Raw genomic sequence first — 25,929 nt, 5'->3', positions numbered from 1 at the left:
GCAACAACGCCCGCCTCTAGTACAGCAACGCCAGCTGCCGGTGCAACAACGCCCGCCTCTAGTACAGCAACGCCTGCTGCCGGTGCAACTACGCCTGCCTCTAGTACAGCAACGCCTGCTGCTGGTGCGACAACGCCTGCGGTTGGAGGCGCGTCGACATCCACAGTGGCAGTACCACAGCCACTCAATTGTAATTACCGTATCCCCGCAGAAACCACTCACATTGAGCAAACCATTGTGATGAAATGGGCTGAAAAAGCTGCAGAACAATCTTTTGATTTTGATCATAATACGATTGACAATCAGCTAGCATCCTTAAAATCCTGCTATACCGAGCAAGGTTGGCAAGGTTTCAATGATGCGCTACAAAAATCCGGTAACCTGAATGCGATTAAATCTCAGCAACTGATGGTGAGCTCCATGGTTAATGGAGAAAGCAAGGTCATAGAAATTAAGGATAACCAGTGGAAGGTTATCATTCCTATGCAAGTGGTCTATCAAAATGATAAAGAAAAATTAACCCAGCCACTTACTGTTAACTTAGTTGTTGGCCGCAAGATTTCTGGCGATTTAGGTATCATGCAAATGATTGCAATTCCTCGTCAGACAGCTACTAGCCCGACTACTGGAGCACAGCCAACTCAAGAAAACACTACTACTCCACAAACTCATCAATAAAGGTTAGTCCCTACGGTCGATGCCGTGGGGACTTGCTGAAACACCATTTATTAATTTTATCCCGTTCAGACTGAGGAGCACACATCGCTTGCGTCTCGAAGCCTGTCCTGAGGCTCTCGAGGGACTCAGCCCGGGCGGTCAATGTCAATTGTTATCCACCAAAGTCCAATCTACATGCAACAGCCGTTACTTAAAAATGAATCACATAACGGAGTATAAAATTTGTACCCTGCGCACGGTTTCTTGCATCGGCTTCGAAGTATAGGTTGAAGAATAAAAATTGATTTTTGGTAAATCCATAAAGCATTCCTGGCCCAAGAGCCCAAACTTTCTCCCGCCTTCCCGGAACACTCACATCGTTAACTCGAGTATCTGTAAACTGATAAAAGAAATAGCTATTTATACCAAGATGAAGTTTTTCAGTGACCGCATAATCGGTTGCAATATCTGCATAAACAGCCTGTCCTGCTTGTGTTGCATAGGTTGTGGGCCCAAAGGCTGCGTTAGGTCGATGGTTTATCGCATTCCATAAATAATGGAGACGGTATGACAGATCCCATTTTGGAGTAAACCAATAAGTCACAGCCCAATAGGGAGCCAATGACCAAAAATTAGAACTCGGATTAACGGAATATTTTTTATCGAAATGGCCAACAGGAACTATAACATCCAAATCAAAACGCTGTACAAATCTCGGGCCTTTTCCGTCTTTACGCATGATGGGATCAAACTGTAATGCAGGACCAATAAAAAGATCACCAGAGCCATCCGCAGCTCTTAACACATGGTGTTGTAGGCCATCATGAACCCTTGCACGAATAAGCCAGGGCAACAGTGCCGACATACCTAAATTAGCACCCAATATTTTTTTCGTAGAAACATAGACGAGCTGGATGATGTCCGCGGTCACATTCAAATCGTTACGAGGAAAGGGCAGCTTCATTCCTCTTTTATCAGTGAGCTTGTTGACTGTGTAGTATTGAGAATAATTTTGTACATATAATCCCGGTCCAGAAGGCGGCCCCCCATCCAAAAAACTAGTGTAACCCAAATTGACTACTGGTTCGTCATAAGCAAAGACCGCCGACGAGATAGCAGTACAAGCAAAACTAAGAAAAACGCCTAGTAATCTATTCCCTATCATAAGTTACTTATCCAATCTTGAAGTAGCGCGATAAATTAATTAATAATTAGTTAATTGTTAGCATAGCGAGTTTTGCAACCTCTGGGAATAGAAATTAAATCTTATAGAAGATAGCGGGTTAATCGGGAGATTGTAAATAAGAAAAATCTAGATTATGAGGCGTCTCCATCAAGCCATCTACTGCCGAGGACCACGTCCGCGGTATCCAGATGATCTTTTTTCATAATCAGACCTCTGGATCCGGCTAATAAGTCGCGAGACGGGAGAATATTGCTGGGACGGCGTAACGAATTAAGCGACGAGATGCCAATTTATGACGTACTGCCCTCATCTGGATAAGGCAATATAGTCACTTGAGTTCCTACTGTAATAAACTGTTCGTTTAACCATTTAGCAGCACTAGGAAGAACACGTACACAGCCATGACTAGTATTCGCTAAAGGAACCTCATAAGCTGCATGGATAGTAAACCCTCTAAAGAAGTACATGCAGTAAGGCATTTTTGCGCCACCGGTTGTTTCTACAGGGTATTCGCCCGAACGGCATTCAAGTCCTCGCTTATTGTAAACACGGAAACTACCTGTTACTGTCCGACAGGATTGTCCAGGATGCTCATCGCAAACATCCTTACCACCGGAAGCGCTACCTGTCATTAAGCGATTGCCTTCTGGATCATAGGCAGCCCAAGCATAAGCCTTCGGATCAAAAATAAATTGTTTTTTGCCTGTTGCGGGCGCTTTGATAGGGAAATATTCACGTCCTCGTTTATCGCGAAGATAATGAGTTGTGCGATGCACAACACCTGCATCGTCAGTAATTAACGTTGATTCATCATAAAATTCCATACAACCAGCCAGCCCAAGACACAGCATGCCAGCCCACAACAACTTTTTCATGGTAAAAATTTCTCTCTTTTATTATTAATTTTTAGAAATTATTGAGCTAAACCCGAATTCGAGTTTAGCTATTTTCTATCTCAACTCTTCAAGCGACGATATTTAATCCGTGAAGGCTTAGCCGCCGCATCACCTAAGCGTTTTTTCTTATCTTCCTCGTAGTCACTGTAGTTACCCTCAAAATAAACAACTTGAGAATCCCCTTCAAAAGCCATTAAATGGGTACAGACACGATCGAGGAACCAACGATCATGGGAAATAACAATGGCGCTGCCGGGAAAATTCAAAATAGCGCCTTCCAGAGCCCTTAGTGTTTCTACGTCCAGGTCATTACTGGGCTCATCGAGTAGTAATACATTGCCGCCGCGTTTCAGTAATTTCGCTAAGTGCACCCGATTTCGCTCTCCACCGGATAACTGCCCTATTTTCTTTTGTTGATCAGCGCCTTTAAAATTAAAGCGCCCCACATAAGCTCGGGATGGCATCTGGAATGAACCAACTTGCATAATATCATGACCGTCAGCAATTTCTTCCCATACTGTTTTATTATCCGCCAAATGATCGCGCATTTGGTCAACGTAGGCTAAGTTAACCGTATCACCAATACGAATTTCACCCTGATCAGGTTGCTCTTGGCCGGTGATCATTTTTAGGAAAGTCGACTTACCAGCCCCATTCGGACCAATAATGCCGAGGATACCGCCTTTGGGGAGTTGGAAACTCAAATTATCAATCAATAAGCGGTCCCCAAATGATTTGCTGATATTTTTCCCTTCGATGACTAAATCACCTAAACGCTCACCTGGTGGGATATATAATTCATTGGTTTCATTACGTTTTTGGAATTCTTTAGAATTCATTTCTTCAAAGCGGGCAAGCCTTGCCTTAGACTTAGCATGACGTCCCTTCGGCGAAGTGCGGACCCATTCAAGCTCAGCTTTAATGGCTCGTTCATGAGACGCTTGCTGCTTTTCTTCCATCGCCAAACGCGCTTCTTTTTGCTCAAGCCAAGCACTGTAGTTTCCTTTGTAAGGAATACCTTCTCCGCGATCAAGCTCCAATATCCATTCAGCCGCATTGTCTAAGAAATAACGATCGTGGGTGATGGCTACCACTGTTCCTGAAAATTCTTCTAGATAACGCTCGAGCCAGGCCACACTCTCTGCATCCAAATGGTTAGTCGGCTCATCCAACAGTAACATGTCTGGGCTTGAGAGCAGCAACCGGCAAAGGGCTACGCGACGTCGTTCGCCCCCTGAAAGCACAGATATTTTGCTATCCCAATCTGGCAGTCGCAGCGCATCCGCAGCAATATCCAAGCGCCGATCAAGATCCCAGCCTCCATGTGTTTCGATATCGTTTTGCAGTTCGCCTTGCTTTTCCAACAAGGAATTCATTTCATCATCAGTCATTGGTTCAGCAAAACGCATACTAATTTCGTCAAAAGCAGCTAATTTAGCTTTTATATCAGCGACGCCTTCTTCAACAACAGCGCGCACTGTTTTATCAAAATCAAGCTGAGGTTCTTGCTCTAAATAACCAATTTTTATACCTGGTTGCGGTCTCGCCTCACCTTCATGTTGCTTGTCTACTCCAGCCATAATACGCAATAGCGTGGACTTACCGGAGCCATTTAAGCCCAAGACACCTATTTTTGCCCCTGGAAGAAAGCTCAGGGAAATATCCTTTAAAATAAAACGTTGGTTATCGACAATTTTCGATACCCGATTCATTGTAAAAATGTATTGCGACATAAATGCTCCATCTCACTAAAAGCAGGCGCAGAAGGTAAACCATATAACTGGATTACTCAAGCGTTATACTCAAGTATCTTGAGTATCTAAGTTAAGACCAATCGAGAATAACTTTTCCTGATTGACCGGATGCCATAATTTGAAACGCCTGTTGGTATTCAGCAACGGGGAAATGATGCGTCATTACTGGCTCTAAATTCAAACCGCTTTGTAACATGGCAATCATTTTATACCAAGTTTCATACATTTCGCGCCCATAAATTCCTTTGATCACTAGTCCTTTGAATATAACCTGGTTCCAATCAATGAGCGTTTCTTTGGGTGGAATGCCTAACAGGGCAATGTGGCCACCGTTGTTCATTGCTTTGACCATGTCATTGAAGGCTGAAGGATTTCCTGACATTTCCAACCCGACATCGAAGCCCTCGAGCATCCCTAATTCATCCATCACCTCTTTGAGGTTTTGTTTTTTCGCATTGACTGCACGGGTAGCCCCCATTTTTTTAGCGAGTTCAAGCCGATAGTCATTCACGTCAGTAATAACTACATGACGGGCACCAATATGACGTACAATGGCCACTGCCATGATACCTATTGGGCCTGCGCCGGTGATCAATACATCTTCCCCCACCACATCAAAGGCTAAGGCGCAATGGGTTGCATTTCCAAAAGGATCTAAAATAGCTGCTTGTTCAGCGCTGATATTATCCGGTAAAACAATGACATTCGATGCAGGCATTACTAAATATTCAGCAAAACAACCTGGGCGATTGACACCAACCCCAACGGTATTACGGCAAAGATGTTGTTTTCCAGCACGGCAATTACGACAGACCCCACAAGTAATATGACCCTCTCCAGAAACACGCTGCCCCACTTTTAATCCCTGCACTTCACGACCAATTTCTACAATTTCACCGTAAAACTCATGGCCTACAGTCATCGGCACAGGAATCGTTGCCTGAGCCCAATCATCCCAAGAATAGATATGAATATCAGTTCCACAGATGGCAGTTTTATGAATTTTAATCAGCACATCATTAACACCATACTCAGGGACCGGAACCTCTTGCATCCAAATTCCTGGCTCACGCTTGGCTTTCACTAATGATTTCATGCACCCTCCAAAAACGACCCGCTGAGATAGCGGTATTAAAAATATCTCTTAAAACTTTATCAAATAACCCCAAGCTCTTTGCCTACTTTGCCAAAAGCATGGATAGCCCTATCTAAATGTTCTAGTTCATGAGCAGCTGACATTTGTGTGCGGATTCTTGCTTTTCCTTTAGGAACTACGGGATAAGAAAAACCAACCACATAAATCCCTTCTTTTAATAAACGATCAGCCATACGACCTGCTAAAGCCGCATCTCCCAGCATAACTGGAATGATGGGATGCTCACCAGGAACCAAATTAAATCCAAGTTCCGTCATGCCCTTACGAAAATATTGACTGTTTCTCTTTAATTTTCGCGATAATTCATTGCTATTTTCAAGCATTGTTAAGACAGCAATTGAGCTGTGGGCAATGACTGGGGCTAAGGTATTTGAGAACAGATAAGGCCTTGAGCGTTGGCGCAGCCAATCAACAATGACTGCGTTAGCTGCAGTATATCCGCCCGATGCACCGCCAAGAGCCTTGCCTAAAGTTCCTGTGAGAATATCCACTCGATCAGCGACACCACAATATTCCGGTGTGCCGCGCCCTGTTTCTCCCATGAAGCCAACTGCATGGGAATCGTCAACCATCACCATGGCATCATAGCGATCGGCCAATTCACAAATAGCAGCTAAATTGGCAATGATGCCATCCATAGAAAATACGCCATCGGTAGCTATTATACGAAAGCGCGCATCTTTAGCGGCAATTAGTTGAGTCTCTAGATCAGACATATCATTATTGGCATAACGAAAACGCTGTGCTTTACAGAGGCGTACGCCATCGATAATACTGGCATGATTCAAGGCGTCACTAATGATGGCATCTTCAGGCCCTAAAAGCGTTTCAAACAAGCCCGTGTTCGCATCGAAGCAAGAAGAATAAAGAATAGTATCCTCCATCCCCAAAAAACCACTTATTTTACGTTCTAATTCTTTATGGACGGTTTGTGTACCACAGATAAAACGCACAGAAGCCATACCATAGCCGTATTTTTCTAATGCTTTTTGGCCTTCTCCGATTAAAACAGGGTGATTAGCAAGTCCTAAGTAGTTATTAGCACATAAATTAATGACTTCGCCTTCTTTTACTTGCACAGCAGCTTGCTGTTGACTTGCTATAATACGTTCTGATTTATATAAGCCTTCGTCCTTGAGTGTATTCAATTCATCTTTTAAGAATTCAGTAAATCGTTCACGCACAATTCTCTCCTTTGGGTCTTAAATAAAATGGGCCGATGATAACAAATTTTACACAAGTCCACTATGCAAATGCCTTAATTTCACCGATCTATTTAAAAAAAATATTTAAATGACCTAATCGTTATGGAATCGATCGCACCTTTTCTCAATTCTTGCTAAAATCATCGCAACGTTTTAACCTAGGTTATGCTTATAATTCACTCTACAGTGCAACTTGAACGAGTTGAATGTTGAGCATAGGCGGATATTTAATGTGATGGTGAACTGATGACTACAAGTCAAAACGCACGAATTAACATGCTCAAACAGCAACTTCGTACTGGTAATGTTCTTAATGAAACAATTCTCTCTCTTTTCAATGAAATCCCACGCCAAGAGTTTGTCCCCTCTGATATGGAGCAATTTGCCTATTCAGATATGCAAATTCCTTTGGCGCATGCTCAGCGGATGCTGACGCCTTTAGAAGAAGGCATACTCCTGCAGGAGTTGGCTCTTCGCGGTCATGAAACGGTTTTAGAAGTAGGCACAGGAACTGGCTATTTAACAGCGCTCCTAAGCCGCTTAAGTAAAAAAGTATTGAGTATCGATTATTTCTCTGATTTTACTAGCTATGCGCGACGCAAACTCAATGAACATCGCTGTACTAACGTTGAACTTATTACTGGTGATGCTTGCCGAGGCTGGCTAGATAAAGCCCCTTATGATGTGGTGATTTTAACAGGAGCAGTTGAAACAATAACCGAAACGCATCGCTTACAAATCTTACCTGGAGGCAAATTATTTGCTATCGTCGGTAAAGAGCCCGTTATGCAAGGGCAATTGCATCAATTAGCTCACGACGGTAGTTGGCATGGCCATGTGTTATTTGAAACATGCACCCCACCTTTGATTGATAAGTTAAAACGCAAAGAATTTGTTTTCTAGGACAATTTTGTATGAAAAAAACGCTATTATGCTTGCTGTTCGCTTTCGGCGTACCTTTCATGTCGCACGCAACCGATTTGATGGATATCTACCAGCAAGCGCTGGATAATGATCCTCTATTTAAGCAAGCCTATAGCACTTATATGTCCAGCTCCGAAGCAATACCTCAAGCTCGCTCCGCTTTATACCCGCAAGTCGGTATAAAGGGACAAATCTCTCGTAACTATGAGAATGTGGTGACCTCGGGTGGCTCTTTGGTGAGTACTTACAATTCTAATCAATGGCAGGTTAATTCATCCCAAGCGCTTTTTAATTACCAAGCCTGGTCTAAGGTTCAACAGGCCAAAGCCTCAGTTAAAGCGTCACAAGCCACCTTCAATGATGCCGCACAAAATTTAATTTTACGAACTGCCAGTGCCTATTTTCAGGTCTTGTTGGCCAAAGATACGCTCAACTTTGCTGAAGCAAAAAAACGGGCCAATAAACGCCAGTTTGATCAAGCGGAGCAGCGCTTTAAAGTAGGTTTAGATGCGATTACTTCGGTCTACGAAGCCAAAGCAGCTTATGATCAATCCGTTGCTCAAGTGATTTCTTCGAGAAATAATCAGATCAATCAAAATGAAAATCTCCGCAAATTAACCAATCATGTATACGAGCACCTCTCCCCTCTTCGAGATAGCCGCATCCCATTGGTTAAACCCGAACCTGATAATGTGACTGAATGGGTCAATACAGGCTTAAGACAAAATTATAAGCTTTTTTCGGCTAAATACCGTTTGCTGTCTTCACGTGAAAACATTAAAACACAATCAGCCGCCAGCTGGCCGACTTTTGCCTTGCAAGGTAATGCAACACAAACCCATATTCAATCCAACATCAATTCTAACTCCACAACCTCATTTTTCGTTCCTTCTAAGCAAACGACTGCTAATTTGGCGGTTGCAATGAACTTTCCTATCTTTCAAGGCGGATTGGTTGAAGCGAAAACAAGGCAAGCACAATATGATTTTCAGACTTCAAGCCAACTCTTAGAGCAAACTTACCGCGACGTTGAAGTCAACAGCCGTATCGCCTTTAATACAATTATCGATGGCATTTCAAAAGTAAAAGCCGATCGACAAACTATTATTTCTCAACAAAACTCTTTAGAAAGCACTGAAGCTCAATTTCAAGTGGGAACACGAACCATGGTTGATGTGGTTAATGCACAGCAGCGGCTGTTTGAAGCTCAACAACAGCTTGCAAGTGATCAATACAATCTAATCAATGCTTTTTTAAATTTAAAATATTTAGCAGGAACTTTGAATGTTAATGATCTTGAAGAGGTTAATTCTTGGTTAGAAACAACTCGTATCACTGGCTTCCCGCCCCAAATTTCGGATAATGTTACCAAATAACGCTCATCGCGGACGAAAGATTGATTAATGAATCTGTTTTTTCATCCGTTAAATTTCATCTTATTAGGTTGTCTTATGTCTACGAACCCCACAATTATCGAAAAAAAATTATTACACTACACAGGTAAAGCGATTGCTGATTTCAATATGATTCAGCGTGGTGACCGAGTGATGGTCTGTTTATCTGGTGGCAAAGACTCCTTTACCCTGCTCACTATATTGCATCATTTACGACGACGCTCGAATAATAAATTTGAGCTGTTTGCCTTTACTTTAGATCAAGCCCAGCCTGGCTGGGACGACAGTCAATTACGCGAATGGCTGCATCAAAGAAACATTCCGCATGAGATTTTGACTCGCGACACTTATAGTATCGTTAAAGAGAAAGTACCTGAGGGCAAAACCTACTGTTCACTTTGCTCGCGATTGCGACGCGGCATTATTTATCGCTATGCTGAAGAACATGGTTATACAAAAATTGCTCTAGGCCACCATCGGGATGATTTAATTCGTACCTTAATGATGTCTATTCTTTACAATGGTGATATACGTTCTATGCCGCCAAAGTTATTAAGTGATAATAAAAAACACATCGTTATCCGTCCGCTTTGCTATGTTCAGGAACGAGACATCATCAAATTTGCGGGAGAACAGGCTTTTCCTATCATTCCCTGCAACTTATGTGGTTCTCAGGAAAACCTCGCTCGCAAAAGGATTGGAAGGCTTATTGATCAACTTGCCGAAGAGAATCCCAAAGTTCCAAGTAATATTTTGCATGCTTTACAAAGTATTAAGCCCAGCCAATTGATGGATCAAGATTTATGGCAATTCAAAAACTTGGAAAATCAGCTGATTAATGCAAATAGAGCTGAACTTGAGTCTCTATTATTTGAAGAAGAAATGCCAGAGTTGGTTGAAGAAGAACAAGTATAGCGTGGCTGCTGTAACTGTATCTTAGTCACACCGTTCCTACGCCTCGCGGCTAATCCGCGTTGTTGCATAGTTGAACTCTCTCTCAGCGTCCCGTGACTTGTTCGCGGGTCCAGAGATCTCAGTATGAAAGAAGATCGCCTGGATACCGCGGATAAGCCGCGGTACGTAGGGACGAGAATAGAGTTTGCAACAACGCCGGACTAGCCGCGGGACATCGGAGAAAAGCTGGACTGGGTTGTCAGAGATATGGCTAAGATTCGGTTGCTTGCAACCAGAACCTCTCCTCAAATTCGCTCCCTAAAATTATCTTGACCCAGGAGATCTCCCTGTTTTGAGTTAAGCCACCTGCTCTGATAACAGTGAAATCAACTTTTGTAATTCCTGGCCGCAGCAGTTAAGTCTCATCTGTTTGCCCCCCTGATCCAGTCAAAAAAATTACCAACTGTGAAATTTTTTTCTAATAATATTTTCTTAAGAAAACTGTGAAAAAATCCTCTGATAAATAAAGAGTTAAGCGAGCCAGGTTTTGGTTTTTCTAGGGATAAAAATCGCTTCTAGAACCGATCTTTTAGCGCTTTGCTAGACTCTTACGATATTTACAAAAAAGTTAAGAAATATATCTTTCTTGTAAAGACAATGTAACTTAGGTTACTATTGCAGCCACCAAAAACATGGGGTGTATAATTATGGTAGAAACAATGAATACTGGTTTCCGTAAATTAAGGATTTACCAACAGCGTCATTTAAAATTTGATTTTATAGCAGCTATTGTTGTTTTTCTCGTCGCAGTCCCTCTCTGTTTAGGTATCGCTCTCGCCTCGGGCGCACCTTTATTCTCTGGAATAATATCGGGAATAATTGGTGGAATTGTTGTTGGAGTGTTAAGTGGATCACAGGTAAGTGTAAGTGGTCCTGCAGCAGGGATGGCTGCGGTGGTTTTAGCCGCGCTTTCTCAGTTAGGAGATTTTAATAGTTTCCTACTAGCCTTAGTACTAGCAGGTATTCTCCAAGTTATCGTAGGTAGCTTGCGCGCAGGCTTTGTGGCTGATTATATTCCCTCAAATGTTGTACAGGGCCTTTTATGTGCAATTGGAATTCTATTAATTATTAAACAACTGCCTTTAGCCTTCACTTTATCAAGCGATCTTAAAGAACTTGAAAGCCATCTTTTAGAATCCACTGAAGGTCTTGCGCTTAATCCTCTCTATGAGTTATCTCATCATATTAATACTGGGGCTTCCATTATTTCACTTATTTCTTTTGCTTTATTAATTTACTTTGAAAAAACACAAGTAAAATGGCTTAAAGGAATTCCGGCGCCAATTATCGTCGTGATTGCTGGTATTTTAATTAATGAAATCTTCCAGTTTACGGATTCCTCTTTTGCACAAAATTATCCTCATCTCGTTAATATTCCAAGCCACAATGGTTTTACGGATTTATTAAGTCAATTGCAGTATCCTGCATGGTCAGCTTGGTCTAATCCTAAGATTTATCTTTATGCTTTTATCATTGCTATTGTTGCTTCAATGGAAAGCTTGCTTAATGTTAAAGCGGGTGAAAAACTGGATAAGAAACACCGCTATTGTTCTAAAGATCGGGAGTTGGTTGCTCAGGGATTCGGAAACTTTGCTGCTGGCTTAATCGGCGGTATTCCAGTGACCTCAGTAATTGTGCGAACCTCTGTCAATATCCAAGCGGGTTCAAAAACAAAGATGTCTACGATATTACATGGGATATTTCTGTTTTTAGCCGTACTACTCATTGAAGATTGGCTCAATAAAATACCTTTATCTTCATTAGCAGCTATTTTGATTTTCACCGGATATAAGCTTACTAAACCCTCTATATATCGCGCTATTTACCAGCAGGGCTTAGATCGATTTATCCCATTTATTGCAACCGTTATCAGTATTGTCATCTTTAATCTCTTAACGGGTATACTCATAGGGTTGGCAATAAGTCTATTTTATATTTTAAAATCCAATTCCACTGCTCGTTTGGATATTATCAAAGAAATTTACACAACCGGTGAAACAAACCGTTTAGTTTTACCCCAACAGATTACCTTTTTAAATAAAGCCTCTTTAGTGGCTGAGCTTAGTTCAATACCTAGGAATTCTCAGCTCATCATCGATGCGCGGTATTCCAATTATATTGATAAAGAAATCATTGAATTTATTAAAGAATTCCAACAGGAGCAGGCACCATTAAAGCAAATCTCACTCAATTTAGTTGGTTTCCAAGAAAAATATGATATCCATAATTATATTGATTTTATCAATGTAACCACCTACGACGTTCAGTCTAATTTAATGCCTCACCAAGTACTTAATATCTTGCGAGAAGGTAATCAGCGTTTTCTTAAAGACACGCGTATCCATCGAGTTACTAAACTTGATATTAAATATACCGCTAAAACACAGCATCCAATTGCCGTGGTTTTAGCCTGTATTGATTCGCGTGTACCCGTAGAAACCATTTTTGATATGAGTTTCGGCGATATCTTCTGCGTGCGGATTGCAGGAAATGTGGTTAACGAAGATATTTTAGCCAGTATAGAATATGCTTGTCACGTTGTGGGCACAAAGTTAATTGTCGTCTTAGGTCATACTCGCTGCGGCGCTATTCAAGCAGCTTGTGATCACGTTGAGAAAGGACATATTACTCAGCTGCTTGCTAAGATTCAGCCTGCGGTCTCTGCTGAAACAGAAACAACAAGCGATAGAACCTCTAAAAACGATCATTTTGTAAAGAATGTTACTGAGCTTAATATTGCTAATACCTTGCAACAAATTTATCACGATAGCCAAATTTTAAAATTAATGATTGAGCAAGAAAGCATCGGTTTAGTAGGTGCTATTTATGACGTCAATACAGGTAAAGTAGCTTTTAATGACTACTCACCAACCTTGAAGCATCTTGATCACGCAAAAGAGAATAATTTGGCTGAAAAAGTGCAGAAAATACTGAGTTCAGCGGGATTGGATGCTTAGGGAGAATTGAGGAATGGACTCCTATTTTATCTGGCTCCGTTTTCTGCCTCTGAGGTATCCCCACAAAATGAATCTCTAAAGAATTTGTATACATTTTATTCCGTTCAGCCTGAGGAGCACGCATGGCGTGCGTCTCGAAGGCTTGGTTTTCGAAGGCCTGTCCCGAGGTTCTCGAAGGCCTGCCCTGAGGCTCTCGAAGGGGGAGCTTTTGGCAGCACTTCGAGACAGCGCTGCGCCCTTCCTCGGTGCGAACGGGATAGTTAATTTCGTGGGGATATCGCAGAGCCCGAACGGTTAATTGTTAGACCCCTAGATGGCTACTCTATAATTATTTTCAAAATTAGTAACGAGGCATTCTGGAATATTAATGTTGCAGCTTTGGCACAAGGGAATAAAATTTCTAATAACCGCCATGCTCTCATTAGCAGATAAACCAGCATTTTCTATTCGAGCTTCAATGAGACGGTTCAGTAGACTATTCTTGCCACGATCTTCCATACTAATCTTAAACCGTACTAAATTCAAAGCGCTTAACTTAAACTTTTCTTTGGCTAGCGGGGCAAGTGCAGCACCTGCGCCATTTTGTAAATAAATATTGACGTCTTCGATAAATCTAAGCTCTTCTGGGCGTGAATTTTGGCGAAAATAATATTTAATTGGTAAACTAAAAAATCCCCAAAAACCCTGGCCATGTTGACTCAGATAAGCTTTCTCATAATCGACTCTAAACTCAGCTAAGTTAATGGTGAAAACCCTTTCTTGGTTGGGAGCAAGTGTCACAAGTGCTGAGTCAATTGACTGCTGAAGCCGCAAAATAATCGCTAAGCGTTCAGTTTTTCTCTGTTCGATTTGGGGTTTACGATGAGTGAGGCTCTGCTCATTCAATAATTCGAGGGCTACCAATAAATGAAGGTGAAGATCGATTTTAGATTTAGCATCCAGAGCTTGTGAATTTCTAAAAGAGTCAATTTGTAGCTTTAATGCCAGTAATACATTCTCAAAACTAAACCAATCAGAATTTAAATGGAGGGTATCTAGATGCAAAATCTGTTTTTTTTGCCGTTCAAAATGTCTTTGACGTTCTTTAAATAATTTATCTCTCTCAACCGCAGAATTCCAATCAATAATCTGTTGATTGAGCTTGTTTTGATTGTCTTTAATTCCATCAAAATCAAGTGCCATAGAATAACCAAAATCAAAAAATGGCCAATTCTACCATAAATAATACAAAAAAAAAGTTATCTTGTTTTCGTAATACGCATTACATGAATGAAGCTAAATCAGCAGTCATGGTTTCTATCCAAACCCGCAGCTTAGGTTGTATGAATCGTGCAGGATGATAAAAAAGATAAACAGGGATAAGCGGCATACGATACTTTGGTAGCACTTCAACCAGCTTGCCTGCTTTTAGGGCTTCTGCAACTTGATAATGATGAAGTGCAATAATCCCTAATCCTCGACAAGCCGAATCACAAAGTGCTGCCGCATCATTCAGATAAAGTACAGGATTCAAATAGATCGTTTCGCCTGAAGGAAAAATCCATTGATCATTAGGATTACGCATACTGTGGGTTAAATAATGATGGCGCTGCAAATCGCTTGGTTTTTCTGGGCTAGCAAAACGCGCTAGATACTCTGGCGAAGCACAAAATACATAACGGGTCGTGGTTATTTTCTTTTGAATTGAATTTGAAGCAACCTGCGTTGACATACCAAAAACTACATCAAGTCCTTCATCGAGTAAATGAGGAATTTGCTCTCCAATTTGCAGATCGACCTTAATTTGAGGATAGTGAGCAGAAAAAGCAGGCAGCCGTGGCAAAATAATTGTTTCGGCAAAATAGCGTGAACTTTTTACCCGCAATAATCCCTGCGGCTCTGTTTGCGATGCACTGATGATCGAATTTGCTTGCTCTAGAGCCTGCAACACCGTTTGCACCTCTTGATAATAGGCTTCACCCACGGAAGTCAATAAAACTTTACGTGTCGTGCGTTCCAATAAAGAAACTCCCAACTCAGACTCCAGTAAACTCACTTGCTTACTGACAGCGGCTGGCGAGATTGCTAATTGTTTAGCAGCGCCAGTGAAACTGCGGCATTGCACCACTTTACAGAAAGTTTGAATGAGGGCAATGGTATTCATTTGCTAATCTCCTATGCGGACTTTCAAAATACAGGAATCTTTTTATTTGCTCAATACATAGGCGGGCATTAGCCAGACATCCATCTAATTGAACATAAATAAAGCTAATTTATTAATGCTTTTGTTGGGCCAAGGCTCAACCTATTTTTTAGAATCTAGCATTTCGAACTAGCTTGGGTATAATTTCTTACCTATTCTATTATCGATATCGATTTTTACCCCATCAGGAGCTAGCATGCGTGCATCTCAATGGCTAATAACTACTCTCAAAGAAACTCCAAATGATGCAGAGATTGTCTCGCATCAGCTCATGTTAAGAGCAGGTATGATTCGTAAATTAGGCTCAGGACTCTATACCTGGTTACCTCTTGGCCTTAAAGTGTTGCGCAAAGTTGAACAAATCGTGCGCGAAGAAATGAATCGTGCCAAGGCAATGGAGGTACTCATGCCCGCAGTGCAACCTGCTGAACTTTGGCAGGAAACGGGACGTTGGGAAACCTTTGGTGACCAACTTTTAACCATGTGTGACAGCAATAAGCGTGAATATTGTTTTGGCCCAACCCATGAAGAAGTAATTACTGATTTAATGCGGAATGAACTGCAATCTTATAAGCAATTACCGGTTAATTTCTATCAAATCCAAACTAAATTTCGCGATGAAATTAGACCACGTTTTGGCGTGATGCGGGCTCGTGAATTCATCATGAAAGATTCTTATTCTTTTCATTTAAGCCAAGAGAGCTTACAACAAACCTATGACGATATGTATGAAGCTTATTGCCGCATCTTTGATCGCTTGGGCTTACGCTATCGAGCTGTGGAAGCAGATACTGGTGCGATTGGCGGTTCAGCATCCCATGAATTCCAAGTTCTCGCTGACTCCGGTGAAGATTTAATTTTCTATAGCGATGGCAGCAGCTATGCGGCCAATGTGGAGCAAGCAACTTCGTTACTACCTGAAAAAGCAAGTTCTCTTCCTAAAGCAGAAATGACCCTCGTTGACACTCCCAATCAGAAAACAATTGCCGAGGCTGCCGCTTTTTTAGGCGTGGAGAGCAAACAGTTAGTAAAAACTTTAATTGTTCAAGGAAAGGAAACTCCTTTAGTCGCTTTAGTTTTATGCGGGGACGATGAATTAAATGAAGTCAAAGCAAGTAAGCACCCCCTAGTTAAATCACCTTTATGCCTCGCTGACGATGAGCTCATTCAACAAAGCTTAAAAACCTCTATCGGCTATATTGGCCCTATTGGTTTAAATATTCCAATTATTGTCGATCATCATGCATTAGCTCTCAGCTCTTTCATCTGTGGCGCCAATCAAGTGGATAAACATTATCAACATGCAGCCTGGGAACGAGACGCGCAGTACCAAGAAGCCTATGATCTTCGTAAAGTGAAAGAAGGCGATATTAGTCCTGATAATCAAGGACAATTACGTTCTTGCCGAGGAATTGAGGTCGGCCACGTCTTTCAATTGGGTGATAAGTATGCTCGTGCGATGAATGCAGCCGTCATCAATGAAGAAGGTCAATTGCAAACCATGATGATGGGTTGTTATGGCTTAGGCATTACGCGCGTTGTTGCCGCTGCCATCGAGCAACATCACGATGAAAATGGTATTGTTTGGCCGCAAAATATAGCACCATTTCAATTAGTTATTGTGCCTATCAACAGCCATCGCTCGCCTCAAGTCAAAGAAAGCGCCGAATCCATTTACCAGCAACTGCTTCAGCTAGGTTACGATGTATTACTTGATGATAGAAACGAGCGCCCTGGCGTGTTATTTGCAGACAGTGATTTAATGGGGATTCCTCATCGTATTGTAGTCAGTGAGCGCAATTTGCAGCAACATGCTATTGAATACAAAGCAAGAAATAGTAATGAGGTCATTAGCGTTAGTTTAGCCGAACTTACTAATTTTCTTAGTGCTCGCATCAGCTAACGCACCTTAAGACACTCCGCAATGGAGTGTCTTTTTATAAAACACCCTGCCCATATGTTAATATTCCGTTAATATAAATTAGATACAATTAAAACATCTAAAAATAATTTTTACTCGCCAATTTTTTTAACAACCAATATAAAGGGTTGTATTATGACAATTTTAGCTGAAGCATTAAAAGAACTTAAAGAGGACTTAAACCGCATTAAAGCGGGTAAGAAACCATTGCCATCTGCCCCCCAAGATAATGCTGCCCCTGAGCATGTTAAGTTCAAGTCACCCCTACAGCATGACAGTACAGGAATGGCTCAAATTGATGAGAGTCAAAAGCATTTTGTAAACCCGGAACTACTTCCTAAAGGCATGACTTTTAGCCTGGATGAAAGCACTAGCCAAAATTTGACTGTTCCAGAGAGTTCGCCCTATTCCGATAAGGTACTGCAAGCGCTGTATAATATTGCTCATCTTACTGAAATAATAGATGGCATGATATCAGCGGGGACAAATAGTTCTGAAGTTGCTCAGAATTTTCAATACTTAGGCAACGCAAGCTGGGTACCGAAAATTGTTGATGAGAAAACTTATTATGCTGGTATAGCATTACAGAAATTTTTAGACAAATTAATTCCCAAGAAAGCCGATGAAAAAATGGAAGCGCTTTCAATCTTTCCTGGATTGTTCCAAAATTATTTGAAAAAACAAGTGCTCCCCACTTTACTTAACATGCAAGCTGTATTAAATGCACGCATGGAAATTTACGAAGCCAATACTGTCGAACATCTAAACTATTTAAGAAAAAAATTAGAACGAAGAGAGCTGAGGGATAATGAATCCTCATATATTCAGTTTATAAAATTTAGAGAAGAGCATTTTGAACTCATCCAACAAATCGAAGGACAGTTGCGATTAAATGGAGAGTTGCTTAAGAGTGAGTTAATCGAGGGTGAGGAAGAATTCTTAAAACAACAATTGGAAAAATTGCAGGAGTTAAAAAACAAGCTTGAAAAAATACCAAACTTAAGAGAAGTAGTCGATGGATTTAAAGCGTTTAATCAACGTTGGCATGAAGAAAATTTAAAATTAGTATTGCCAGACGAATTTATGAGTTCGCCTCTATTAGATAATATTATCGCTATCGAAAAGAAAAAATTAAAATTAGAAAAATTAGAATTAACAGAGGAATCTTTGAATTCGAACTCAGATAATATTGAGTCTGCCGAAAAGAAAACAAAAGAGCCAAAGGAAGAAAAAGAAAAAATAAGTGAAGAAATCAAGGAGCTAGAGCAAATAGTACAAAAACTCTGGGTAGAGCTCTACAATGGTGATCCTTTTGAGTTTAAAAATGTAGTCGGCCTATACAAAGAAAGGGGACAAAAATCATTAACTCAAGACTTCGAAAATGGTCAGCAATGGGTAGGAATATTTCCTGAGCTTAACTATCAACTCCAATTAATACAAGATCGACTAAACGCTCCTGAAGTTTTAAAAGAATACGAAGCGAAAATCGCTGAGTTCCTCCTCGATCGGCAAGCTGCTCCCGAGGATGTTAAAACATCGGAACTCATTGAAGAAGAAATACCTAACGACATCGATCATTGTGGGGCATTAATCAAGCAATTAGAAGAGTATAAAGATGAGCTAATCGCCCACCAAAAGTTTTTAAATCCAGAGTCTGCATACCCTATTCCTGATAATAAAACCCCTGGTTTTATAGAAGCTTGTAAAAAAATACTTGCTCCGGCTAACACCCAATTAAAATCCAGGCAGGAAACTGTTGCAACACAATTAGAGGTTGCAGAGAACCGCATTCGTCAAGTAAAAGAACAACAAAATCATTTACAATGCTTAGCATATGAAAAAGACGTTGGGCATAAGCTTGATGCACTGATTGCGGAAAAACCTGATAGGGACGTCATTGAACTTCCTGATGCCACTACGCAGGAAGAATCACAATTAAAGGTTAATATCAAAGCCTATACAAATCTGCTTGAGGATCCAGAAAAAGGCTTATACGCCCACCGAAGAAACCTACAAGCCTATAAGGCCCGTTTAGAGCAATTGCTCTCTCATTTTGAAGAAACAGAGCTTGCTCCAACACATCCAATAGTTGAACCTAAAGCGGAGTATAATCGAGTTATTGAGCAGGTTAAAGAAAGATTAGCTCAACAAATTAACCAAGTTGATGTAGAAACGCTCGACACTGACAAACTCTCTCAAAAAATTAAAAAAAGCAAGAATGATTGTGAAGCAGCCTTAGCTAGGATGTCTGAGCAAACAATGCTAGACCGATTTAAAGAAAAAGAACAAAAAATAGCTAACGCCTTTCAAAGGTCAGAACAAGCGCGCAAACGACAGGTCTCTCCTGATGTGACCTTCGATCGCTATCTTCATGAGGTACACTATGGTGCAGTAGCTGGGGTAAATGAACAGATTAAAGAGGCCAAACAGCAAATCACTGAGTGCCAAAAAGAACAAGACAGACTTTTAGCTCTGGCGTCCCAGCGCAAACTATTTTTAGCGGAAGCAGAACAAAATTTAAAAAGATACAGGGCAGTGTTTGTGGAATCCGATCGCTATATATCCAGCAGCCAAGTTCCTAAAACTGAGCTATTAAAGTATTTAGAAAATCCTGATACGGAATTTGCCCGGACAACGATTGATAAATGTTACAAAACAGCCGATGCTGCCAACCTAAGGCTTGGTATCAACTTCACCAATATTATGAATATGGGCTCTCATTATTTCACCCTACTCAGACCCAGTGATTTCGTTTACGATATAGATGACTTGATTGAGGTGGTCGATAGAAAACTTAGAGCAATAGAACAAGAAAAAACTGTTAATATCGTAAAGCCTGCTGAATCAGAGACTGTTAAGCCCTTTGACCCTGAATCCAATCTCTATGGTTTACAACAGCTCTATCAAGAAAGCCTAAAATTACAACAACCTCATGAAGATCGTGTAAAAGAAAAAGAGGAAGAGCTTGTTGAATTAAATAAGAAAAAATTACATGAAAAACAACCTCTTTTGCAGGCTCAATTAGGAGCTCAGCTAGAAAAACTCTACCATAAAAACACACTGTTGGATGCAGAATATAGTCATTTAGAATACAAACAATTTAAAATTGAAAACGAACAAAAAGATCTTGATGATATAATTTTAGAGGAAAATAGTAATCGATTATTAGACTTGATTGAAGCTAAAGAAGCTGCACTTCAAGAAAGAACTGGCTCTTCTTCTTTAGAAGGAATTCTTCAACTATTCCACACTAAGAAGGATCATCGTGATACATCGATCGCAGCACTCAGTGAGAAGATTGATAATAGCTACTTTGTTCAAATGAAAGCCTTAGGGGTCGACGAGGATGGCAATTCAATCGATTTTAATCAATGGGCTGAGTTAACAAAATCTATCCAAGAGCTAACTAGTCTAGCAAGTAGGAATTCAGACGAAGAGGCCGAACTTCTAAAACTACAAGATCAAAAAATTAAATTAGAATCCCGCCTTCGCCTAGCTGAATTGTATGAGCTAATAAGTCAATTGGAAACAATCCCTGAAGAATTTCAGGTAAAATACAGAAATCTAGTTTTTGAATTTACAGAATTACAAAGAAAAAGAACCCAACTCAAAACGGGTCAAAGAGAAACTTGCGTCATGCAAATGGCTAATTTGACCGAAGAACTGACCTCTAAAATTGCTACTGTCGAAAAGCTTCGCCAACTAGCAACCATAGAAATTGAATACAGTAAGCTCGTCGAGGAGACGAAAAAAGAAAAGGAATCAAATCCTGAAAAACAAGAATTAGGCCCCATAATTTTAGAACTGATTTTGGCTAATAAAGACAAATTAGCCGAGGTAAAAGGTCTTGGCAATGAAAAACTCAACGCTCGATTAGATACTCATATCGTTGCTCTGAATAATTATCTCAGCGAGAAGCTAAATTCCATAGCAAAGGAATACAAAAAACTCATCAAGGATACAACCCAACCAGAACTGAGCCCAGAAGATAGGGAGATATTAGTTGGGAACATTGATGCTGCAGTCAAAAAAAATGAAGCGCTTTTGAATGGAATTGTCAGTTTATATAATCCGGATTTTGAAGGTCCACTTCAAGAAATCAAGAGTTTGATTTCTGGGGAAGAAGGACTTTATCAATTTGTAGTACTAGATGAGTTAAAAGTTATTCATGAGCGTTATGTGCAATTAAATAAAAAAATTGACAGACTTAAAGCAGCCTCTAACTCTGCTTCTTCTCCTAATCCTGTAGGTCCTTCTAGTGAGCATTTCGACAGTTTAGCTGTGATTGTGGTCAACGAATTAGAAAAACATCGAGCTTATTTGGAAGAACTTAGCAAAAAGACCAAGAATGAAGCAATACGACGTGAACTTGAGCAGATTGCTTTGCAAGGGAAAACACTTTCTGACTTCACACGAGAACCTAAAGTGTTTGAAATCGCTTACCAACAAAAAATTGAAATACAAATTAGGTCATACTTTAATGACTATTTAAAACCGAAAGGTATTTTTATAGAGTATTTAAATCAACGGGCTGAGACTTATTGGTTCAAAGATTTTATCTCGCAAACCGCAGCATTTTTCTTTGGTTGCTTTGGTTATAAGACAGATGCTCAAATAAGAGAAGACTTTGTGGATGAGCTAGAAAATAAATTAAATCGTTATCAAGCTCTTCCTAACAAGGAGCGTTTCCAAGAATTAATGGGCACGATCGCTGAAGGGAAAAAGCTTTCACCGAGAGCGAATGAAGGTACGGAAAAATACGAAGATTCATTATTAGCTAAGCTAACTTCTCTCGAAAAAACGCTTAACACGTTAAACGGTCAGAAAAAAGAATATGATAAAGATATGGAAGAGACAGCCAAGCTCTATGCATAAAAGCAAACCTCATTCAAATTAATGTTTCTGACGACTTTTTGCTATTTTGCTTTGCTGTCCTCCCTGCGGGGCTAAGAACCCTCATTGTTTTGGCCTTGCACTATGGCTCTCAGCCTCCGCAAAAACCGGCGTTGTTGCAAACCCTACTCTCGTCCCTACCTACCGGGGCTTGTCCGTGGTATCTAGAAATCTACGCTAAAATGCTGGACCCCAGCGGACACGCTGCAAAAACCGCAGATTAGATAAAACTCCAACTTACATCTGTAGTACACTGGCCAACAATTGACGCGTATAAGCTTGTTCAGGATGTTTTAAAATCTTTTCACAACTCCCTTGCTCCACCATTTTGCCGTCATGCATCACTAAGACCTCATCAGCAATGTAGGAAACCACCGCCATATTATGCGTAATGAATAAATAAGCTAGTCCTGACTCTTGTTGCAGATCTTTCAATAGATTCAGTATTTGTGCCTGAACCGAAATATCCAGAGCACTGGTTGGCTCATCACAGATCAATATCTCAGGCTCTGTAGCAAGGGCCCGTGCTATACAAATGCGTTGGCGCTGACCCCCAGAAAATTGGTGCGGATAGCGATGTAGGCTATTTCGAGGTAAATTAACTTGTTCTAAAAGGAGCTGTTGTTTTTTGCGAATCTGAGTTGAACTGAAGCCTTGAGCGAGCATCCCTTCCGCTAAAATCTCACCCACCGTCATGCGTGGATTCATCGAAGAAAAAGGATCTTGAAAAATAATTTGCACCTTTTTGCGATACTCACGTAAGCCTCTACCTTTTAAGGCCCGCACTTTGTGGCCACGATAATAAATATCACCCGCAGTGATTGTTTGTAAACGCAATAAAGCGCGGCTTGTGGTCGTTTTTCCACATCCTGACTCACCGACTAAGGCTAAGGTTTTTCCTTTATATAAATCGAAAGACAACCCATCAACGGCTTTAGTCGGTTCTATTTTTCGTTGAAACAATTTTCTCTTTGTGGAGAAATGAACCATCAATTGCTTAACTTGCAATAGCAGTTCATGACTCTCTTTGGTAGCCAAGCGCTCTATTTCATCAAAGGTTAACACCGGTGGCTGCTCATGTTCGGGATATAAATGGCAACGTACTTGCCGCTGCTGAAAAACTTGTAATTGCGGCTCTTTAAAATTACAAATTGAAAAAGCATGCGCGCAACGTGGATGAAAACGACAGCCCTCAGGTAAAGCATCTAAGGTCGGAACCGCACCGGGGATAGCCTGCAATCGCTGTTGTCGTTTGTTGAAATTCGGTAGTGAAGCAAGCAATTGCTGTGAATAGGGATGCAAAACTTTGGAAAAAAAATCATCTACAGCCGCTTGTTCAACAATTTGCCCCGCATACATGAGGCATACACGGTCGGCCACGGCTTTCACAACACCCAAATCGTGAGTAATGAGCAGCATGCTCATTTGATGTTGTCGTTGTAATTTTTTCAATAAAGTTAAAATCTGTGCTTGAATCGTGACATCCAATGCGGTGGTGGGCTCATCAGCAATTAATATTTCCGGATTTGCAGCCAACGCCATGGCAATGACGACCCGCTGTTTTTGCCCTCCCGATAGTTGATGTGGATATTGTTGCAGCCGTAACTCCGGTTTAGGCATCTCTACTTCTTCGAGAAGTTCAACCAAACGTCGTTTCATTCGCCGAACTCCGCCATGGTGTTTTTCTACGATTTCAACGAGCTGTTCACCAATGGTGAGCACCGGATTTAACGCAGTCATGGGTTCTTGAAAAATCATAGCAATTCGTCGGCCGCGCAATGCACGCATCAGGGACTCAGGAATATCCAAGATATTTTGCCCCTCAATGTTAATTTCACTCCTGCAGCCATAGGCTGCATTGCGTGGCAAAAGGCGCATTAAAGCCAGTGAAGTCAGGGATTTTCCACAACCCGATTCACCCAACAAAGCAAGTGTTTCTCCGGGAAGCAACATAAAATTTAGCTTATCAACAGCTATAACCTGTTTATCCTTGTTTTGAAAAGCAACACTTAACTGTTTAATTTCCACAAACTTGCCCGTGAGAATAGGAATCCAAAGGAATTATCACTCTAACAAGAGATAAGCGAAGGAACAATATACTGACACCTGGATAACAGCTCGGTATAATTTCTCAAAAACTCATTATAAGAAGAAGAAAAAATGGTTAAAATCGCTGTTACGATGGTTTTCATCCTCCTGTCCTGCGTTGGGCAAGCAGGAGAAAATCCGACTTCATTTTATCAGGTCGATCTGATTATCTTCACGCATCAAACCTCTGCTCTAACTCCCGAATTATCCCTCCATTCAACCTTATCCCCCGAGTCTGCTAAAGCTATTCCCTTACAAACCGAGGCAAATAAAAATTTGACCCCTTATCATTTACTCCCCTCTTCTTCTTCGCAATTACGAGAAGAATATTGGGCCTTACATCGAAAACCTGAATATCGTGTTTTATTACATTACACTTGGTTGCAGCCGCTTGATAGTCAGCGCGCCATCGCCCTCCCTAAAATTAATCGCGATGGATGGGAACTTGAAGGCTCGCTGCGCATTCAACGCTCCAATTATTATTTGCTGACTACCGAATTATTGTTCTCAACGCCTGACAATAAGCAATCTCCCTTCGTCTTTGCGCAAAAACAACGATTAAAAGGTGGGGATACTTATTATTTTGATCATCCGCAAGCGGGGATGTTAATTAAGATTCACCAGTTGGGCTAATGGGGCAACTTTAGTCTTCTGTGGGTTAAATATAGTTAAAAAAATCCTTCTGTCTACGTCCCGCTACTTGTTCGCGGGATCCAGAGAGCTTAGTATGAAAGAAGATCGCCTGGATACCGCGGACAAATCGCGGGACGTAGGGATGGCTTATCTCCATCAACTTTCTGAATAATCGTCACAAACAAGACAGTTGCTACGCGTTTGACGCATCCATCTTTTCTAACAAAGGCTTAATAATCGAGCTAATCAATTGGGCTAACGCTTTTAAACAAGCCAACTTTGCAGTACTGGGCCGCCAATAAAGAGCAATTAAACGGGATGGTGCGGGTTGAACAAAGGGTAAAACTTGTAAATTGCTTGGTTCAGTATTTTGAATCGCCAAGGCTGGTAAAAGAGTGACTCCTATTCCTGACTGCACCATCAGCCGCAAGGTTTCTAAACTGGTTGCAGTAAAATCAGCACGTATTTCCGCCTTTGCTAAGCGACAAACCGACATCGCTTGTTCACGTAAACAATGCCCCTCTTCCAAAAGCATAACAGGTTGATCAACTAATTCTTTGATCTGTATTTCGGTTTTGTTTTTTATCCCTGAATGAGCGGCAGCCGCAAAATAAAAAGGCTCTTCAAAAAGAATTTGTTTATCAAATTCGCCCTCAACCGGTATCGCCATCAATGCAGCATCTAATTGGCCAGAAGTTAATTTATCGATTAAATGATGCGTTTTGTCTTCAACTAGCCAGACACGTAATTTAGGAAAACTCGTTTGAATTTTTGGCATCACATGAGGCAATAAATAGGGTGCCAATGTAGGAATTGCCCCTAAACGCAGCTCGCCAGCAAAGGGATCGGCAGCCGCACGAGCCATTTCTTTAATTTCTGCCACCTGCGCTAAAATTTCCCGCACCCGACCCACTAAAGCCTTTCCTTGCTCGGTCAACATCACTTGTTTGTTATTCCGCTCAAACAAAGTCAATCCTAATTCATCTTCAAGCTTTTTAATCTGCATACTGAGTGTCGGTTGGCTCACATGGCAGCGTTTTGCTGCTTCACCAAAATGCATGACCTCAGCCAAAACTACAAAATAATGCAAATCCCGTAAATTCATTTTTTCCTCACATTTCACCTATGG

At 41.0% G+C, this 25,929-nt stretch carries 17 protein-coding genes; 8 read left to right on the top strand and 9 right to left on the bottom strand.

Features of this window, described 5'->3' with window-relative positions:
• Positions 1-678: DotI/IcmL family type IV secretion protein (locus Lnau_RS16720; protein ID WP_058503573.1), on the top strand; the 678-nt coding region annotated here is incomplete at its 5' end.
• A gap of 190 nt (positions 679-868) precedes the next feature.
• Here the strand turns inward: Lnau_RS16720 and Lnau_RS02460 are convergent.
• The 5 genes from Lnau_RS02460 to Lnau_RS02440 form a co-directional block, all read right to left on the bottom strand.
• On the bottom strand, positions 869-1,822 hold the full coding sequence (locus Lnau_RS02460; RefSeq protein WP_058503572.1) for a SphA family protein: 954 nt from the start codon (positions 1,820-1,822) through the stop codon (positions 869-871).
• A 311-nt stretch (positions 1,823-2,133) separates the two neighbouring features.
• Positions 2,134-2,718 carry a L,D-transpeptidase gene (locus Lnau_RS02455; protein WP_058503571.1) on the bottom strand — a complete coding sequence of 195 codons (585 nt, stop codon included), beginning with the start codon at positions 2,716-2,718 and terminating at the stop codon, positions 2,134-2,136.
• An 80-nt stretch (positions 2,719-2,798) separates the two neighbouring features.
• The gene (gene ettA / locus Lnau_RS02450) at positions 2,799-4,472 is read right to left on the bottom strand and encodes an energy-dependent translational throttle protein EttA (RefSeq protein WP_058503570.1); all 1,674 of its coding nucleotides are present in this window, start codon (positions 4,470-4,472) and stop codon (positions 2,799-2,801) included.
• A gap of 91 nt (positions 4,473-4,563) precedes the next feature.
• A complete protein-coding gene (tdh, locus tag Lnau_RS02445) occupies positions 4,564-5,589 on the bottom strand; it encodes an L-threonine 3-dehydrogenase (RefSeq protein WP_058503569.1) in 1,026 nt (341 codons plus the stop codon).
• 59 nt (positions 5,590-5,648) lie between these two features.
• Entirely contained in the window at positions 5,649-6,833 is a 1,185-nt protein-coding gene (locus Lnau_RS02440; protein ID WP_058503568.1) for a glycine C-acetyltransferase, read from the bottom strand.
• A gap of 267 nt (positions 6,834-7,100) precedes the next feature.
• Between Lnau_RS02440 and Lnau_RS02435 the strand changes: the two genes are divergently transcribed.
• From Lnau_RS02435 to Lnau_RS02420, 4 genes are all read left to right on the top strand, one after another.
• Positions 7,101-7,757 carry a protein-L-isoaspartate O-methyltransferase family protein gene (locus Lnau_RS02435; protein WP_058503567.1) on the top strand — a complete coding sequence of 219 codons (657 nt, stop codon included), beginning with the start codon at positions 7,101-7,103 and terminating at the stop codon, positions 7,755-7,757.
• Between the two features lie 11 nt (positions 7,758-7,768).
• Entirely contained in the window at positions 7,769-9,154 is a 1,386-nt protein-coding gene (locus Lnau_RS02430; protein WP_058503566.1) for a TolC family outer membrane protein, read from the top strand.
• Positions 9,155-9,229: 75 nt separating this feature from the next.
• Positions 9,230-10,087, top strand: coding sequence for a tRNA 2-thiocytidine(32) synthetase TtcA (gene ttcA / locus Lnau_RS02425; RefSeq protein ID WP_058503574.1), 858 nt, complete (start codon positions 9,230-9,232; stop codon positions 10,085-10,087).
• A 686-nt stretch (positions 10,088-10,773) separates the two neighbouring features.
• Positions 10,774-13,083: a bifunctional SulP family inorganic anion transporter/carbonic anhydrase gene (locus tag Lnau_RS02420; RefSeq protein WP_058503565.1), complete on the top strand. Its 2,310-nt coding sequence runs from the start codon at positions 10,774-10,776 to the stop codon at positions 13,081-13,083.
• Between the two features lie 309 nt (positions 13,084-13,392).
• Here the strand turns inward: Lnau_RS02420 and Lnau_RS02415 are convergent, their stop codons facing one another.
• Both Lnau_RS02415 and Lnau_RS02410 read right to left on the bottom strand, forming a co-directional pair.
• Positions 13,393-14,265, bottom strand: a complete 873-nt coding sequence (locus Lnau_RS02415) for a hypothetical protein (protein WP_058503564.1) — start codon at positions 14,263-14,265, stop codon at positions 13,393-13,395.
• Positions 14,266-14,344: 79 nt separating this feature from the next.
• The gene (locus Lnau_RS02410; protein ID WP_058503563.1) at positions 14,345-15,226 is read right to left on the bottom strand and encodes a LysR family transcriptional regulator; all 882 of its coding nucleotides are present in this window, start codon (positions 15,224-15,226) and stop codon (positions 14,345-14,347) included.
• Positions 15,227-15,461: 235 nt separating this feature from the next.
• Here Lnau_RS02410 and Lnau_RS02405 point away from each other — a divergent pair, with 235 nt between their 5' ends.
• Both Lnau_RS02405 and Lnau_RS02400 read left to right on the top strand, forming a co-directional pair.
• Positions 15,462-17,168, top strand: coding sequence for a proline--tRNA ligase (locus Lnau_RS02405; protein ID WP_058503562.1), 1,707 nt, complete (start codon positions 15,462-15,464; stop codon positions 17,166-17,168).
• 153 nt (positions 17,169-17,321) lie between these two features.
• Positions 17,322-22,061, top strand: a complete 4,740-nt coding sequence (locus Lnau_RS02400; protein ID WP_058503561.1) for a coiled-coil domain-containing protein — start codon at positions 17,322-17,324, stop codon at positions 22,059-22,061.
• A 255-nt stretch (positions 22,062-22,316) separates the two neighbouring features.
• On the opposite strand, the gene Lnau_RS02395 is transcribed toward Lnau_RS02400, so the two are convergent.
• Positions 22,317-24,107, bottom strand: coding sequence for an ABC transporter ATP-binding protein (locus tag Lnau_RS02395; RefSeq protein ID WP_238585903.1), 1,791 nt, complete (start codon positions 24,105-24,107; stop codon positions 22,317-22,319).
• A gap of 132 nt (positions 24,108-24,239) precedes the next feature.
• Between Lnau_RS02395 and Lnau_RS02390 the strand changes: the two genes are divergently transcribed.
• Positions 24,240-24,800 (top strand): CsiV family protein, encoded by a 561-nt coding sequence (locus tag Lnau_RS02390; protein WP_058503559.1) that lies wholly within the window; start codon positions 24,240-24,242, stop codon positions 24,798-24,800.
• A 193-nt stretch (positions 24,801-24,993) separates the two neighbouring features.
• Here Lnau_RS02390 and Lnau_RS02385 read toward each other — a convergent pair whose 3' ends face one another.
• Complete coding sequence (locus Lnau_RS02385) at positions 24,994-25,905, bottom strand: LysR substrate-binding domain-containing protein (protein ID WP_058503558.1); 912 nt, start codon at positions 25,903-25,905, stop codon at positions 24,994-24,996.
• Between the last annotated feature and the right edge of the window lie 24 nt (positions 25,906-25,929).

It is taken from the genome of Legionella nautarum, assembly GCF_001467895.1.
Classification (GTDB): Bacteria; Pseudomonadota; Gammaproteobacteria; order Legionellales; family Legionellaceae; genus Tatlockia; species Tatlockia nautarum.
Note: the sequence above shows the minus strand (reverse complement) of the source record. Positions and strands in the feature narration are given on the sequence as shown.